We start from the raw sequence: 15965 nt of genomic DNA, 5'->3' as shown, positions 1-15965 counted from the left end.
GGAGCGGAGTTCACCACCGAGGCTTGCGCAACCTTTTCGGGAGCAACGCCAAAATGGCTGTCGTGGTAACGGAAGTCAGAATGAACTCGGGCCATGCCAAGCCATAAAATGCGAGCAGCGCTTGCGGTGGAGTATTGTCGGGGAATAGGTGGGCGAACAGTTCGGGAGAAAGACTGCTCCCGAAGACCATGACCGGAAGCAAAATTACGAAATAATAAACCGCGACCAGCCCGCTCCACGCGGGAAATAAGAGCCAGGAGGTGATGTTTTCGAAAACGAGTTTCTTGTAGGCGAAAGCCATCCAGAGAGCACCGGCGACATGCATCGCGATCGTGACCGGATATACGTCGGGCACAGGGTCATAAATGCCGGCCAGTGTGCCAATCAGTAGTGCGCCCAGCGGCCCGGTCAGCGCGGCGCCGAGGACGACGAATATCTCGCGCGGGTCCAGGATCATTTCCGTACCCGGTGTCTGGAGCGTGAGACTGCCGAAGACGCAAAGAAAAGCCGTGAGGCCGAACGGCAGGGCGACGGCCAACGTTTTCAGCACGGGCAGAGTGTTTTTCATGAGATGCATGTTTTGGTAATCGGGAAAAGGCGCGGGCTATACGAATTGCAGACGGTTCTGTGCTCAATGCGCGCAGCAACGCGAAGGAGGGGCTGAGCGGGCAGTACGACGTTCTGTCTGTAAATGGCCTCCGGCAATTCCATCGGGGTCGTGGGATCCAGCCGGCAAGTTGCGATAAATTCTTCGCATCATCCAGTCGTCGTCGCACTCGGTGAGCCGAGGGGAGACGAGGAGCAGACGGGGGCTTGGTAGTGGCGAGAATCGAGGGGACGCAAGGGGCGCCGCTTGACCCTTCGGTTGATTCTTTGAAGACAAGGGATGATGTCTTACGCGCTGTGCCATCGTGTCAACTCCTTCGCGAGTTTGGCTATGAGGGCTCCGAAGAAAGCGATCAACTCCCTGCACTTTCTGTCACACGGGTCGTCAGCCAGGCGTCGTTTCGGTTCCGTGAAATGCGTTCGTCATTGCGCCGACCGAACGAGAGAGGCGATGGCCTTGATAGGCAGTTTAGCGTGGGAACAAATTTTTTTCCGGCTTCTTGTATTCGGGGCAAACTGCTCCAGCGGGCTGACCTTTACCAAGTGGCTACCCACACTGCCAGCACGCCGCGGCTCGCCGAAGCGCGCAGGTTTCCTATTAACTCAAGCCTTGCTAGACTGCTTTCGTAGTCCGTCACCCCGATCCATCATCCAGCATCAGGAGGCAGCGATGAGCAAACGTGCACTTTGCATCGGCATCAACAACTATCCCGGTACGCACATGGACTTGAGCGGCTGTGTGAACGACGCCAACGACTGGGCGGCCGAACTGACGGCGCGCGGATTTTCGGTCAGCAAGCTGCTCGACAGCCAGGCGACCAAGGCGGCGATGGTCGGCGGCATACAGACGCTGATCGCCAGCGCAACCAGCGGCGATGTGGTGGTGATCACCTATTCCGGGCACGGTACCTACGTGCCGGATACCAATGGCGACGAGGTCGACGGCCTCGACGAGGGTCTCTGCCCCTACGACCTGCAGACCAGCGGCGAGGCACTGCTCGACGACGAGATCAACGAGCTGTTCAGCGCGCGCAAGGCGGGCGTCCGCCTGGTGCTGATTTCGGACAGTTGCCATTCGGGTACCGTGACGCGTGCCGCGGCGGCCGACCCGGATGCCGAAGACGCGCCGCGCCCGCGCTTCATGCCGATGGGCAACTGGCTGCCGGCCGACCGCCTGCCGCGCGGCATCAGCGGTCAGCCGCTGACGACGGTGCCGGTCAGTGCCGGCGCTTCGCCTTTTGCCGCGGCACTATCGCGCAAGACGGGCGATCTGTTGCTTGCCGGCTGCAAGGAGGGACCGAACAACTTCAGCTACGATGCGCGAATCGGCGGCCGTCCCTGCGGTGCTTTCACCTACTACGCGCTGAAAGCGCTCCGCTCGCTGCCGGCGAACGCGACCTACGCCAACTGGTACGCCAAGATCACTCCGGGCTTCCTGCCGTCGGCGTCTTACCCGCAGAGCCCGCAGATCGTCGGCACCGCCGACGCGCGCAAGCGCAAGATCTTCAGCTGAGGCGGCGCGCGCGATGGCGGAGACGATCACCCTCGAGCTGAGCGGCCGGCGCAGCGACGAGCCCCGTTTGCCGGCGCTGCTGCAATCGGCTCGCCGTTCGGCCGGCGAGCCGGGTGATCCCTTCCTGCCCGAGGGCTATCTGCAGGCCAGGGCCAGCTTCGAGGTCGGCGCCGTTGCGCGCGGCGCCGGGGCGGCGGCGCAGCGCTACGCGACGCAGGACGACGAAGTGCTGCTCATCGAGCTGGCCGATGGCGGGGTGCTGATCAGCAGCGCGGGGCGGCTCAAGGCGTCGCTCGAACGCAACCGGCCTGAACTGGTGGGTGGCGGCGGCGAGATTCTCTTCGATCGCCTGCGTGACGACAGCAGCGCGGCCCGCGGGTGGGTTGGCGAGGCGGTCGGCGGACTGGTGAACCGGGTTTTCGTGTTCACGGTCGGTGCCGACAGCGATGCGATCATCGACCAGGCGCGCGAGAAGCTGGCCGAACTGATCGCCGACCGGCTCGGCGAGGCCGCCGGCGACAAGCTGAAGGAACTGGCCGAACTCGGTGTCAGTTGGCTGGGCACCAAGGCGCTGATGTGGGCGATCGAGCGTCGGCTCGATCGCCAGCCGGGCCTGTATTGTTGGGACGACGGGCAAGGCAGCGCGGCGCCCGAGGCGGCCGCGGACCGGGAAGGATGGGCGAAGCGGGAACTGGCGCGCGCCCAGGAGGGGTTGCGCCGGGCCGCCGCCGAAGGCTGGCCGGTGCTGGTCTTCATCCACGGCATGGGGGCCAGTGCGCGCAGCAGCTTCGGCGAGCTGCTGGCCGATCACGGCGAGTTGTGGAGCGCACTCGAACGGCGTTTCGCCGGCGGGATCTACGCCTTCGAACACCGCACGCTGTCCGAGAGTCCGATCGAGAACGCGCTGGACCTGCTCGCCGCGTTGCCGGACGGCCTGCAGGTGAGCGTCGTTTCGCATTCGCGCGGCGGTCTGATCGCCGACCTGCTGTGCCTGGCGAGCTTCCACCCCTTGATCGATCGCTACACGGCCGATCTGCCCGGCACCGGCGACGCCGACGAGGAGGAGGGGCAACGGGTTCGCCAGCAGCTGGACGACGCGCACGCCACGCAGCGCGCGCAGTTGCGTCAACTGGCCAGCGAGTTGGGCCGTCGCCAGCTCGTCGTGCAACGCTACCTGAGGGTCGCCAGCCCGGCGCAGGGGAGCAAGCTGGCGAGCGGCAATCTGGATCTCTTCCTGTCCGGCGTGCTGACGCTGATCGGCCAGTTGCCCTGCTTTTTCGGCAGCCCGATCTATTCGGCGTTCAAGCGCGTCGTGCTCGAGATCGCACGCCGACGCACCAACGCCCATCTGGTACCGGGTATCGAAGCGATGCTGCCCGACTCGCCGCTCGCCCGCCTGTTGCGCGACGCGCCGGTGCGCGCGGGAGTCGACATGGCGGTGATCGCCGGCGATATCGAAGGTGGCCGTTTGTGGCAACGGCTCGGCGTGTGGTTGACCGATTTCGTCTTCTTCGATCGTGTGGCCAACGACCTGGTGGTCGATACGGCATCGATGTTCGCCGGTATCGCACCGCAGGCGCAGGCGCGCGCGCTCTTCGAGCGTGGCCCCGAGGTTTCGCATTTCCGCTATTTCACCAACGCCGATACGCGGGTCGCACTGCGCGACTGGCTGGTTGCCGGCGACCCGCGGTCGCTGGCAGCTTTCCAGCCCTTGCCGGGCGCCTTCGCCGACCTTGAGCCGCCGGGTGCGGATGAAGTGACGCGCGGCGCGCTGCCTGCCAGGTTTCCGGATCGACCGGTCGTCGTTCTCCTACCCGGTTTGATGGGATCGCATCTGTGGCTGAACGGCCGCGACCGCGTGTGGTTCGATCCGCTCGACATCGCCGGTGGCGGGCTGGCGAAGATCGCCTGGGGGCGGCCGGGGATCGAGGCGGAAAAGCCCTTCGCCATGTTCTACGCCGATCTCTGCGCCTTTCTGGCGCGCAGCCAGCGCGTCGAGCGCTTCGCCTACGACTGGCGGCAGCCGCTCGACGTGCTCGCCGAACGGCTCGCCACTTTCCTCGCCCGTTTGCTCGACGAGACGAAACAGCCGGTCCGTCTGCTCGCCCACAGCGCCGGTGGCTTGCTCGTCCGCGCCTGCCACTACCAGCGGCCGGCGGTGATCGATGCGCTGATGGCGCGCGACGGCGCCCGTTTCGTGATGCTCGGGACGCCCAATCAGGGCACCTACTCGATGGTCGAGAATCTGCTCGGCAAGGGCGACACCTTGCGTTCGTTGGCACGTCTGGACGTCGGGCACAGCTTGCGCGAGCTGCTCGGGATCGTGGCCGGTTTCCGCGGCGCGCTGCAGTTGCTGCCCCGGCCGGGCTTCGTCGATTGCTTCCAGGGCGAGCCCGGAGGAGGCGATGCGAAGCCGAATTTCCAGGCCGCCGAAACTTGGCAGCGCCTGCGGGAGAAAGTCACCGACCTCTGGTTTGGCCAAGGGCAGTCGGCGACGCCGACACAAGGCGAACTCGACGCCGCAAGCTGGCTCTGGCAGCGCGAAAAGGACGGACCGCCGGCGCTGCCGGAGGCCTGGGCGGCGAAGACGATCTACGTCTTCGGCGTCGCCCGCCACACCCCCTGCGGCCTGCGCGAGGAGGCGACGCGCCTGCGGCTGGTCGGCACGACGCAGGGCGACGGCGTCGTCACCTGGGCTTCCGGGCGCATCGGGAACATCGGCAGCTACTACTACATGCCGGTCAGACACGGCGATCTGGCGTCGACCCGGGAGTATTTTCCGGCGCTCGGGGAGTTGCTGCAGAGCGGGGCGACAGCCGGCCTGCTGCGCAGTCCGCCAGCTTTGCGCGGCGGCGAGTCGCCGCTGCCGGTGGCCTACGACGCCGGACCGCCGACGCTCGCCGGCAGCGAGGCGATGGCGCGTGGCCTGCTCGGCGGCGCGCCGCGCACCCGCGTGGCGGCGCGACCGAAACGCCGGCTGACGGTCGGCGTCAAGGCGATGGACCTGCGCTTCCTGACACAGCCGGTATTGCTGGGCCACTACGAGCAGGATCCGATCGCCGGCGCCGAAGCGCTCGTCGATCGCGAACTGCTGGACGGCGATCTGAGTCAGCGCTATCAGCTCGGTATTTACGCCGGCCCGCGCGGCACGGCGACAGTCGTCCTGCGCGCGCCCAACGAACAGGAGCGAAGACGTGGCAGTCTGAGAGGCGCCGTGGTCTGCGGCCTCGGCGCCTACGACGGCAACCTGAGCGTCGACACGCTGACCGAAGCGGTACGCGCCGGCGTCCTGCGTTACTTGCTGCAGGTGATCGACGTGCTTGGCAAGGAAGAACGCGAGCTGCCTCTGGCGACGCTGCTGCTGGGCTACAACTCGTCGGCCAGCCTGTCGGTCGCGGCGTCGGTGGAAGCCCTGCTGCGCGGCGTCATCGAAGCCAATGCGCGTTTCCACGAGACGACGCGGCTGGCCATTCGCGTCGGCCGAGTCGACATCGTCGAGCTGTATCAGGACACCGCGATCACCGCCGTGTACGCGTTGCGCGAGATGCCCGCGCGGCTTGCCGAGTTGACCCGACGTCATGCCATGGTCCTGGCGTGTCGCCCGGAACTGGAGCAGGGCGATGGACTCCGCCAGCGTCTGTTCGATGGCGCCGCACAGAGCTACTGGCCACGGCTGATGGTCACCGACGCCAGCCGGCCGGATCGTGAGTCGCCGACCGTTGCGCCGCCATCCGCTGTGGCTCCGGCGTCAGATCGCGCGGCGCCGACCGGCGAATCGGCCGCCGGTCAGCCGCGCACAGCGATCGCCGAACGCCTGCGCTTTCTCTGCGTCGGCCAGCGGGCGCGTGCCGAAACGATTGTCCATCAACGCCAGCCGGGTCTCGTCGAGCGTCTCGTCCGCCAGCAAATCCAGAGCGCGCGCTGGCAGGAGGACTTCGGTCGCCTGCTGTTTCAGTCGATGATCCCGCACGACTTCAAGGATGCGCTGCGCCAGCTCGAAAGCATCGTCCTGATGGTCGACGACTATACCGCCAATTTGCCCTGGGAGTTGATGCTCGCCGACCAGCCCGGCCAGTCCGGCAATGGCCTGCCGCTCGCGGTGCGCACGCCGGTGGTGCGGCAACTCGCGGCAGCGCAGTTCCGGCGCCAGGTGCGCCAGGGTTTCGAGCGCCAAGCGCTGGTCGTCGGCAATCCGTCGGTCGAGGGTTTCGCCAAAGCCTTTCCTGATCCGCGCCACCCCGACGCGGGCGAGCCGCCGGATCTCGCCGGCGCCGAAAGCGAGGCCAACGAAGTCGCCACCATCCTGCAGAGCCTGGGTTATCAAGTGGTGCAGGCGATCGGCCGCGATTGCCGCGCCGCGGACGTGCTCACGCGTCTGTACCAGCGGGCTTATCGCTTGCTGCACGTCTCGGCGCACGGCGTCTTCGACCAGCCGCACGTCGCCGGCGGGCGGCGCAGCGGCGTCGTTCTGTCCGATGGCCTGTTGCTGACCGCCGCCGAGATCCGCGCCATGGAGACGGTTCCTGAGCTCGTTTTCCTGAGCTGCTGCCATCTCGGCAAGGTCGACGCCGACCGTGCCGGATCCGCGGTCGCGTCGCGCACGGTGGAGGATGGCAATCTGCTGGCCGCCAGCGTGGCGCGCGAGCTGATCGCCATCGGCGTGCGTTGCGTCGTCGTCGCCGGTTGGGCGATCGACGACCAGGGGGCGATGATTTTCGGCCAGACCTTCTACCGCAGCCTGCTGCTCGAACGGCGCACTTTCGGTACAGCGGTCTTCGCCGCCCGCCGGGCCGTCTGGGAAGCCCGACCGGAAGACATCACCTGGGGCGCTTTCCAGGCCTACGGCGACCCCGGCTGGCGGGCCGAAGCACGTCTCGCCGGCCCGGCCGACGACGAGTATGACTATGCTTCGCCGGACGAACTGCTCGACGAACTGCTCAGCCGGCGTGCGAGCCTGGCGCGGGCGACGCAGCGGCAGACGGCACGCCAGCTCACGGCAATGAAGAAGAGCCTGCAGCGTCTGCTTGAGGAACGCTGTCCGGCTGCCTGGCAGCGGCTGCCGGCGGTACAGTCGGCCGTGGCCGCGATGTGCTTTGAACTCGAAGATTTCGCCCGGGCGCGCACTGCCTATCTGGCGGCGATCCAGGCCGAAGACGGCGCTGGGCGGGTACCGATCCGGGATATCGAGCAACTGGCCAATGCCGAGGCCCGGCTTGGCGAGATGACAGACAACGTCGAGCTGATCGAAAGCGCGCTCCATCGTCTGCAAAAACTCGAGGAACTGCTTGCCGGTCGCGCCGACGCGGCCGCGACGAGCCACTCCGAACGCCAGGCGCTGTGCGGCAGCGCGGCCAAGCGCAAGGCCAGCCTGTTTGCCAAACGCGTGCTCGAGTCACCGGTCGGGGAGGCGCGCGACGAGGCGATCACGGCCATGAACGCGGCGCTGGCGCAAAGCGCTGAGTTTTATGCCCAGGGCGAGGGAAGGCCCGGAGACGCCACATTCCGGCCCTACAACGTGCTCAATCGCCTCGCCATCGCGGCCCTGCTAGGGCCGGCCAACGAAGCCGAGCGGCTGGCGTCGGTCGATCTCGCTCGCCGTTGCCTTCAGGCGGCCGGCGAAGCCTACGCCCGCAGTGGAGATTTCTGGGATGCGATCATGTGCCCCGAGTCGCTGCTCGTCGAGCGCCTGCTCGACGGCCGCCTGTCGGAGACCGGCGACGCCGGGCAGGCGGCCTTCGACGAACTGGCCCGTGCCTACGACGAAGCGCTCGCCGGGCTGCCGGCGACACCGAAAAAACTCGACTCGGTGGTCACCCAGTTGCGTTTGCTGTCGACTTTCTGTGCCGCTCGCCAACTGGCGGACAGCGATAGCTGGCAAGAAGCGGCCAGTCGCCTGACGACTCTTGCCGGCAGGATCCGGCGCTTGCCCGAAAGGGGCCGTGAATGAAACCACATGCCTTCGTCGCCATGCCCTTCGGCAGCAAGCCGGGGCACGATGGTCGGCCGATCGACTTCAATCGCGTCTACGCCGAGTACATCCGTCCGGCGCTCGAGGCGGCCGGCCTCGAAGTGTTCCGGGCCGACGAGGAAACACGCCCCGGCGACATCCGAACCGACATGTTCCAGGAGCTCCTGATCGCCGATCTGGTGGTTGCCGACCTGACGCTGGACAACGCCAACGTCTGGTACGAACTGGGCGTGCGCCATGCTTTGCGGGCACGCGGCGTCGTGCTGGTGCAGGGGCCGCGGCCCTACCAGCCGTTCGACATCTACACCGACCGCAAGCTGAACTATTCGCTGCGCGACGGCGCACCCGATCCGACAACGCTGAGCGAGGATCGCGCGGCGCTCACGGCGATGGTGCGCGCCAGCCTGGCCAGTTCGACGCGACGCAAGGTGAGTCCGGTCTTCCAGTTGATTCCTCACCTCGAACAGCCCGAGTGGCGGCGGCTGCTGCTTGCCGAACGCAACGAGTTTTCCGACGCCTATGCGATCTGGGCCAGCCGCATGGAAGTCGCGCGCCAGAAGAACCGGCCCGGCGACATCATGGTCCTGGCCGACGAAACCCCGATGCGGGCACTGCATCTGGAAGCCCGCCGCAGCGCCGGCAATGCCCTGCTCAAGCTGAAGCAGTACGATCTGGCACTGGAACAGTTCGAGCGGGCACTCGAAATCAATCCGGACGACAAGGCCGCGCGCGAGAAGAAGGCGGTTTGCCTCTGTCGCCTGGGACGCTACGAAGAAGCGCGCGAATGGGTGAAGCGCTTGACCGACGACCATGCGCAGGACGCCGAATGCTGGGCGCTCGCCGGCCGTGTCGAGAAGGAGAACTGGATTGCGCGCTGGCGCCAGCCGGGGCTGACGCCGCAACAAATGCATGCCGCAGCGAAGGACGAAGACGCGGCACTCGGCGAGGCGATCGAACCCTACCAGCGCGCTTTCGTCGCCGATCCGACGCATCACTACTCGGGCATCAACGCGCTGACACTGCAACTGCTGCGCCGGCATTGTGCGGGCGACAGCCAGCAGACGGTGATCGACAACCTCATCGGCGGCGTACTGTGGGCCAGCCTGACGGCGCAGGAGCGCGACCGCAAGGACTACTGGGCGCGCGCCAGCTACGCCGAGCTGTGCCTGCTGGTCAATCCGCTCGACAGCATCCGCCGCGAGTACGGCAACATGGTCGCTGCCGCCAACCGCGACTGGTTTGCCCTCGACTCGAGCCGGCAAACTTTGACGCTGTTGCACGACATCGATTTTCGTCCGGACGAGACAAACGCCGCGCTGGCCATCGTCGACCGCGAGATCGCGCGCAGTGCGCCGCCTTTCGAGCCCCGGCAGGTGCTGCTGTTCAGCGGCCACATGATCGACGCGGCGGGCCGCCAGCCGCCCCGCTTTCCGGCCGAGCGGGAAGCGCTGGCGGCGACCAAGATCGGGCAGGCGCTCGACCAACTCGGCGCCGGCCCCGGCGATCTGGCGCTGGCGCAGGCGGCCAGCGGTGGCGACCTGTTGTTTCTCGAGGCCTGCCGGGCCCGCGGCATCCGCCTGCAACTGCTGCTGCCTTTCGACGAACCGGAGTTCATCGAGCGCTCGATACTTCCGGCCAGCAACGGCGAGCAGTGGCGTCAGCGCTACTTCGCGTTGACTGCGGCGCTCGCCGAAGCACCGCGCATCATGCCTAGCGAACTCGGCCCGTTGCCAAAGAGCGCGCGCGGCGAGGAGGCGAATGCCTTTGAACGCTGCAACCGCTGGCTCTTGTATACCGCACTCGCCTGGGGTGTCCACAAGGTGCGCTTCGTCTGCCTGTGGAACGGTGGCGGTGGCGACGGACCGGGCGGAACGGCGCACATGTACAACGAGGTCAAACGGCGGACCGGGCGGGTGAGCTGGATCGACACGCGCACGTTGTGGTGAGTCGCGCGTGATGAAGTGCCGGCGAGCAGCGAAGGGAAGCCTTCCCTGCGGCGGCAATCTTTGCCGTTGCCGGGCTTGCCAGGCGGCAAGCGACAGTCGTGGCCAGGGCCGGCAAGCGGCGCTGGCGCCGCATCGGCGCCAGCTTTCCATCTGGCCTGGATGTTGCTTCTGTTGTCACGTGAGCCACCAACCCGGTGGCCACCACGGGATCATCGACCACCGAGGCATGCCATGTCGCCCTTCACGACCGTTTCCCTGGCCAGCAGTCTGTTCCGCCTGTTCACAACGACTTCGCAAGGCGATGCTGCCGGCGTGGCCGACGGGTTCCCGGCCTTGCTGTCGGCGCGCCTGAACGCTTCACCGGACGCCGCGACCACCTTGTTCGGTCAGCCGACCGTCGACGCCGTCGGGCTCAGCCAAGCCGTGACCCGCTCGGGCAACGACACGGGTTTGACCGGACTGTCGCCGCTCGGGCGCAATCTCCGCCTCAACGATCCGGAAGCCGGCTACCGCATGATGAGCACCATCAATCGGCGCGACGTCACCTACCGCGCCCAGTTTGCCGAACTCAGCGCGCTGCAGGCCGGCGTGGCAAGCCTGCAGCCGCTTGGCCAGATGCTCGCCGAGGTCAAGGCCGGTGACAGCGCGGTCGACCTCAAGGCCAAACTGCAGGAATTCGTGGGCCGCTACAACGAATGGATCGCGCGCTTCGACGAGACGGTCAAACCCGGTGGTTTGCTAGCCGGCACGCGGGCTGCCGAGGTGTCGCTCTACGAACTTGAGCAGAGCATCGAGAATCCCTTCAACGGCGCCATGCGCGGCGTGCACGGTTTGCGCGACCTCGGCATCACGATCGACGAGACGAGCAATCGCGCCCGCTTCGATACGGCGGTATTCGACTCCGCACTGGCCAGGAGTCGGCCGGCTGTGCTCGAGACGATCGGCGAGTTCGGCGCCAACTTCGCCCGCTCGGCGCAACTGCTCAACGAGAGCGACAACTTCATCCCTCGCCAGTTGAACAATCTCGATGGCGTCATCGACTACTTCGCCGACCATCGGCCGGCGCTGCAGGCCGAGTTCGGCTGCGGCGACCCGGTCCAACCGACGGCGAAGGTGGCACAGGCGCTGGCCGCTTACGAGCGCCTGTCCAGGGCCTGAAAACCTCTGCACGCGCAGGATTCGGATGCGCGATACGCTGGCGGATCGTGACCCGGCGTACCGCTCCGCGGCCCGAAACCCCATGAAACCATCGAAGGGCATCGCCACCGTGACGCTCAATCCCGCGGTTGACCAGAGCGTCACGATCCCCGGTTTTGCCACCGGGACCGTCAACCGGGTCGCCGGGGAACGCTCCGATCCCGGTGGCAAAGGGGTGAATGTCGCCTCTATCCTCGCCGATCTGGGTTTTCGCGTTACCGTCACCGGGCTGCTCGGTCGGGACAACGCCGGCCTTTTCAATCAACTTTTTGCCAGCAAGGGAATCGGCGATGCCTTCGTGCGTGTTCCCGGCAGCACCCGGATCAATGTCAAGATCATCGACCATCGAGCCTCGGCAGTCACCGAGATCAACTTTCCCGGTCCGGCGACTCGCCCGCAAGACATCGCCGAGCTGGAGCGGCGGATCGACGCGCTGTGTACCGATCACGACTGCTTCGTCGTTTCCGGAAGCTTGCCGGCCGGCCTTCCCCCCACCTATTATGCCGGTCTCATCAGGCGGCTCAAGGTCGCCGGCAAGCGGGTGCTGCTCGACAGCAGTGGCGAAGCGCTACGCCACGGTGCCGGTGCCCGACCCTGGCTGATCAAACCCAACCTCGCCGAGCTCGAAGATCTGCTTGGTGCGCCGCTGCCGGACGAGACGTCGCTGATCGGCGCGCGGCATCGGCTGCGAAGCATCGGCCCGGACGGCGTTCTGGTCTCGCTGGGCAGTGCGGGAGCGCTACTGGTCGCCGACGGCGAACTCCTGCGGGCCGTTCCGCCGGCCGTCGAGGTGAGAAGCACGGTCGGCGCCGGCGACGCGCTGGTCGCCGGTTTCGTCGCCGGCGAGCTGCGCGGCTGGTCGGTGGCGGATTGCGCCCGTTTCGCGACAGCCTGTGCAGCGGCAGCGCTGACCCGGATCGGGCCGTGGCTGCCGAAGCCCGCAGTCATCGAGCGCTTGATGGCGCAGGTGGCAATAACGGCGCTGGCCGAGCCGCCGGAGCGCTTGCCGGCGCCGGCCGGAGGTGCCGCCGGTTGACCAGACTCCGAAGCGTAGTGGATGGCAAAGGAAACTTCCCCGGCCCGGGTGGATGTCGTGCATTACGGCAGAACCCGCGACGCCGGCTCGCCGACGGCCTGGACGACGAACGGAGACTCCTCCGGTCGCCTTGCGGCAGCGAGTTGCGCGTCTTCTATGGGGCTGGCTTCAACGGCCGGTGACGAAGCGGAAGGGGGCGGCAATCACTGCGTTGCCGGTGTCGAGCAGCACCGTGGCATCCCACTCCATGGTGCCGGTGAGGCATACCGGCAGGCTGGCCTGCCCGGCGAAGCGATCGCCGCGCCCTGCCTGACGCTGGAGTGTCGGGCGGTTGTAGCCCATTTTCATCGTCGTGCCGGCGAAATCGACCTCGATCTTGCGCGCTGTGCTACCCCTGAGAACCGCCAGCATGCGCAATTCCTTGAGCGCTGGAATCGGCCGTGGTTCGATCGAGAACTCGAGCTGGCTTCCATCAGGCAGCATCACGACGCAGGACTCTCGCCCCAGGTCGCAGTTTGACAGGGGTAGAGCAATGTCGGTCTTCGGGTTGAGCTGGGGAGCCAGTTGGTAGCCGACGATGCCGACTCCGGCGAGTCCCAGCAGGATGGCGGCATCAAGCAGCAGTTTCTTGGTCATCAGGTCGGACGGCTGGCGGTTGGGGTTGGTCTGAGATCCATGGTTGCCCCGCAATGCGTCGTCGCGGACCCGAAGGGCAGGGCGGCGGTAAAGCCGGTGTGCCTTGCCACGGCATGGCGAAACTTTGATCCACCTTAAATTATCCACCGCCGCTTGCCACCACAATGTGCGACATATTGCCGCAGCGGCGCATGGCTGCTGGGCGATGGGGACGAATAGGGTAGCACCCGAACTGACAACAGGGAGAGCTAATATGAAATTCCGCACGAAGCATGTCGCGCCCATGCTGCTGGCCGCAGGGTTCGGCTTCGCCGTTACCGGTAGTGCGCACGCCGCCGAATCGCTGCAGGACGTGATGAAGCGCCGGAACCTTTCGCAGCAGGACTTGCTGGCGGCGTCCAAGACTTATGTTCCGACCGGCAAGCGCGACGAGTTCGTCGCCTTTTCTTCGGGTGGCCAGTCGGGACAGGTGATCGTGTACGGCATTCCGTCGATGCGCATCCTCAAGTACATCGGCGTGTTCACGCCCGAGCCCTGGCAGGGGTATGGCTTCGACGAAGAGTCGAAAGCGGTTCTGCGCCAGGGCAACATCGACGGCAAGGAAATCAACTGGGGCGACACGCACCACCCGGCAATCTCCGAAACGCAGGGCAAGTACGACGGGCAGTTCCTGTTCATCAACGACAAGGCGAACCCGCGCCTGGCGGTGATCGACCTGCGTGACTTCGAGACCAAGCAGATCGTCGTCAACCCGATCTACAAGTCCGAGCACGGCGGCGCCTTCGTGACGCCCAACACCGAGTACGTGATCGAAGCGGCGCAGTACGCGACGCCGCTCGAGAACAAGAAGTTCTATCCGCTCGAAGAGTTCAACGACAAGTACCGTGGCGGCGTCACTTACTGGAAGTTCGACCGCAAGGCGGGGCGGATCGATCCCAAGCAGTCGTTCTCGCTCGAGTTGCCACCGTACAGCCAGGATCTGTCGGACGCCGGCAAAGGCCCGTCGGACGGCTGGTCGTTTACCAATTCGTTCTGTAGCGAGCGTTACGTCGGCGGCATCGAAAAGGGCAGGCCGCCCTATGAAGCGGGCTGTTCGGCCAAGGACACCGACTATCTTCACGTCATCAACTGGAAGAAGGCGGCCGAACTGGTGGCCGCCGGCAAGGCGAAGAAGATCAACGGCCACGACGTGCTGATGATGGAAACCGCGATCAAGGAAGGCATTCTCTTCCTGGTTCCGGAGCCCAAGTCACCACATGGCGTCGACGTGACGCCGGACGGCAAGTTCATCACCGTCGCCGGCAAACTCGATACGCACGTCTCGGTGTACTCCTTCGAAAAGATCCAGGCGGCGATCAAGGCCGGCAAGTTCGAATCGAAAGATCCCTACGGCATCCCGGTGATCAACATGAAGGATGCGCTGCATACGCAGGTGCAACTGGGCCTTGGCCCGCTGCATACGCAGTACGACGCCAAGCCGTGTGTGGCCTATACCTCGCTCTACGTTGACTCGCAGGTCGTGAAGTGGAACTTCTGCGAAGGCAAGGTGCTCGACAAGATCAGCGTGCACTACAACATCGGTCACCTGATGACGATGGAAGGCGATTCGGTGGATCCGAAAGGTCGCTATCTGGTTGCCTTGAACAAGCTGGCGATCGACCGCTTCGTTCCGGTCGGCCCGCTGCACCCGCAGAACCATCAGTTGATCGACATCAGCGACGACAAGATGCAGTTGCTGTACGACATGCCTCTGCCGCTCGGTGAGCCGCACTACGTGGTCGCCATCGAAGCCGGCAAGCTCAAGCCCGGTGTGCGCTACAAGGTCGGCACCAACAGCCGCACCGACCAGCCGAACCCGGGTGCGGTACGAGCCGGCGAGGAGAAGACGGTCAAGAAAGGCAACAAGATCGAAGTTTTCGGGACGCTGATCCGCTCGCACATCACGCCGGAGACGATCGAGGCCGAAGTCGGCGACGAGGTCACCATCCACCTGACCAACCTCGAGCGGGCGCAGGACGAGACGCACGGCTTCACGATTTCGACCTACAACGTACACGCCTCGGTCGAACCTGGCAAGACGGTGACCGTCAAGTTCAAAGCCGACAAGGAAGGCGTCTACCCGTACTACTGCACGGAATTCTGCTCGGCGCTGCACCTCGAGATGCAGGGCTACCTGCTGGTCAAGCCTAAAGGATGGAAACCGAGCAAAACCGCCGGTGCGGCAGGTGCCAACTATACGGAGGCCGACTACAAGGCGCAGTTGAAGAAGGTGACCGATACGCAGGCGGTGATCGACTCGGTGGTCGGCTACATCACCAGCGTCAACTACAAGGACTTCCCGGATGTGGTCAACATGATGGACGACGCGGTCGATCAGTTGAGCAAGATCAAGGACGCCAGGGCCAAGGCGGACGAAGCGGCAGGCAAGAAAGATTGGAACAACGCCGCGCTGTGGACCGAGCAGATCTGGCAATACCAGGTCAAGGCCGCCGACCTCGGCCTGCGCGCCAAGACCTATCTCGAGCAGAACGGCGCCAAGAAGGTCAAGTAGCCCGCGCAGATAAAGCGCACGCGTCTCGATCGATAAACAGGCAACTTGCGGGGAGCAGAGTGACTCTGGTCCCCGCTTTCCCATCAAGAAAGGAATTTCCATGCACAAGCGGCTCGCTTTTGTCGCATTGACGGCCGTGGCGGCGCCCGTAATGGCCGCGCCACCCGCCGACGGCGCCAAACTGTACACCGAGAAGACCTGCAACGCCTGCCATGGTCCGGCCGGCAACAAGGCACTGATGCCCGACTATCCAAAGATTGCCGGTCAGAACGCCAAGTACATCGAACGACAGATGCTCGACATCAAGAGCGGCGCGCGGGCGAACGGCAACTCGGCGGCCATGAAGGGCGTCATGCACCTGGTCAGCGACGAAGAGATCAAAGTACTGGCCGACTACATCGCCAAGCTCAAGCCCTGAGGAGACGTGGCCGGCGAGCGGCCGCGCGTGACTTGACAATTATCAACGCCAAACGCGGGAGCGCTTGCTAGATTGACGCGTATCGATTCTCAAA

The 15965-nt window shown here is 65.5% G+C and carries 9 protein-coding genes; 7 read left to right on the top strand and 2 right to left on the bottom strand.

The annotated features are described in order from the left end of the window. Window positions 1-10: 10 nt before the first annotated feature. Complete coding sequence (locus tag Q1M07_RS01655; RefSeq protein WP_300450210.1) at window positions 11-568, bottom strand: hypothetical protein; 558 nt, start codon at window positions 566-568, stop codon at window positions 11-13. A 708-nt stretch (window positions 569-1276) separates the two neighbouring features. Here Q1M07_RS01655 and Q1M07_RS01650 point away from each other — a divergent pair. The 5 genes from Q1M07_RS01650 to pfkB all read left to right on the top strand — a co-directional run bounded on the left by Q1M07_RS01650 (window position 1277) and on the right by pfkB (window position 12266). After that, window positions 1277-2119: a caspase family protein gene (locus Q1M07_RS01650; RefSeq protein WP_300449729.1), complete on the top strand. Its 843-nt coding sequence runs from the start codon at window positions 1277-1279 to the stop codon at window positions 2117-2119. A 13-nt stretch (window positions 2120-2132) separates the two neighbouring features. After that, complete coding sequence (locus Q1M07_RS01645) at window positions 2133-8066, top strand: CHAT domain-containing protein (RefSeq protein ID WP_300449726.1); 5934 nt, start codon at window positions 2133-2135, stop codon at window positions 8064-8066. Beyond that, a complete protein-coding gene (locus Q1M07_RS01640; RefSeq protein ID WP_300449723.1) occupies window positions 8063-10033 on the top strand; it encodes a TRAFs-binding domain-containing protein in 1971 nt (656 codons plus the stop codon). Before Q1M07_RS01645 ends, Q1M07_RS01640 begins: the two co-directional genes overlap by 4 nt. Window positions 10034-10264: 231 nt before the next feature. Then, window positions 10265-11191: a flagellar filament capping protein FliD gene (gene fliD / locus Q1M07_RS01635; protein ID WP_300449721.1), complete on the top strand. Its 927-nt coding sequence runs from the start codon at window positions 10265-10267 to the stop codon at window positions 11189-11191. Window positions 11192-11273: 82 nt separating this feature from the next. Beyond that, window positions 11274-12266: a 1-phosphofructokinase gene (pfkB, locus tag Q1M07_RS01630; RefSeq protein ID WP_300449718.1), complete on the top strand. Its 993-nt coding sequence runs from the start codon at window positions 11274-11276 to the stop codon at window positions 12264-12266. A gap of 168 nt (window positions 12267-12434) precedes the next feature. On the opposite strand, the gene Q1M07_RS01625 is transcribed toward pfkB, so the two are convergent. After that, on the bottom strand, window positions 12435-12902 hold the full coding sequence (locus Q1M07_RS01625) for a hypothetical protein (protein ID WP_300449715.1): 468 nt from the start codon (window positions 12900-12902) through the stop codon (window positions 12435-12437). A gap of 253 nt (window positions 12903-13155) precedes the next feature. Here Q1M07_RS01625 and nosZ point away from each other — a divergent pair, with 253 nt between their 5' ends. Together nosZ and Q1M07_RS01615 are read left to right on the top strand one after the other, a co-directional pair. After that, window positions 13156-15453 (top strand): Sec-dependent nitrous-oxide reductase, encoded by a 2298-nt coding sequence (gene nosZ / locus Q1M07_RS01620; RefSeq protein WP_300449712.1) that lies wholly within the window; start codon window positions 13156-13158, stop codon window positions 15451-15453. A 100-nt stretch (window positions 15454-15553) separates the two neighbouring features. Further along, window positions 15554-15871, top strand: coding sequence for a c-type cytochrome (locus tag Q1M07_RS01615; RefSeq protein WP_300449709.1), 318 nt, complete (start codon window positions 15554-15556; stop codon window positions 15869-15871). Window positions 15872-15965: the final 94 nt, after the last annotated feature.

This window comes from Accumulibacter sp., from assembly GCF_029255285.1.
In the GTDB taxonomy this organism is placed as follows: domain Bacteria; phylum Pseudomonadota; class Gammaproteobacteria; order Burkholderiales; family Rhodocyclaceae; genus Accumulibacter.
The sequence above is the reverse complement of the archived record's forward strand: the minus strand, read 5'-3'. Positions and strand labels throughout refer to the sequence as shown.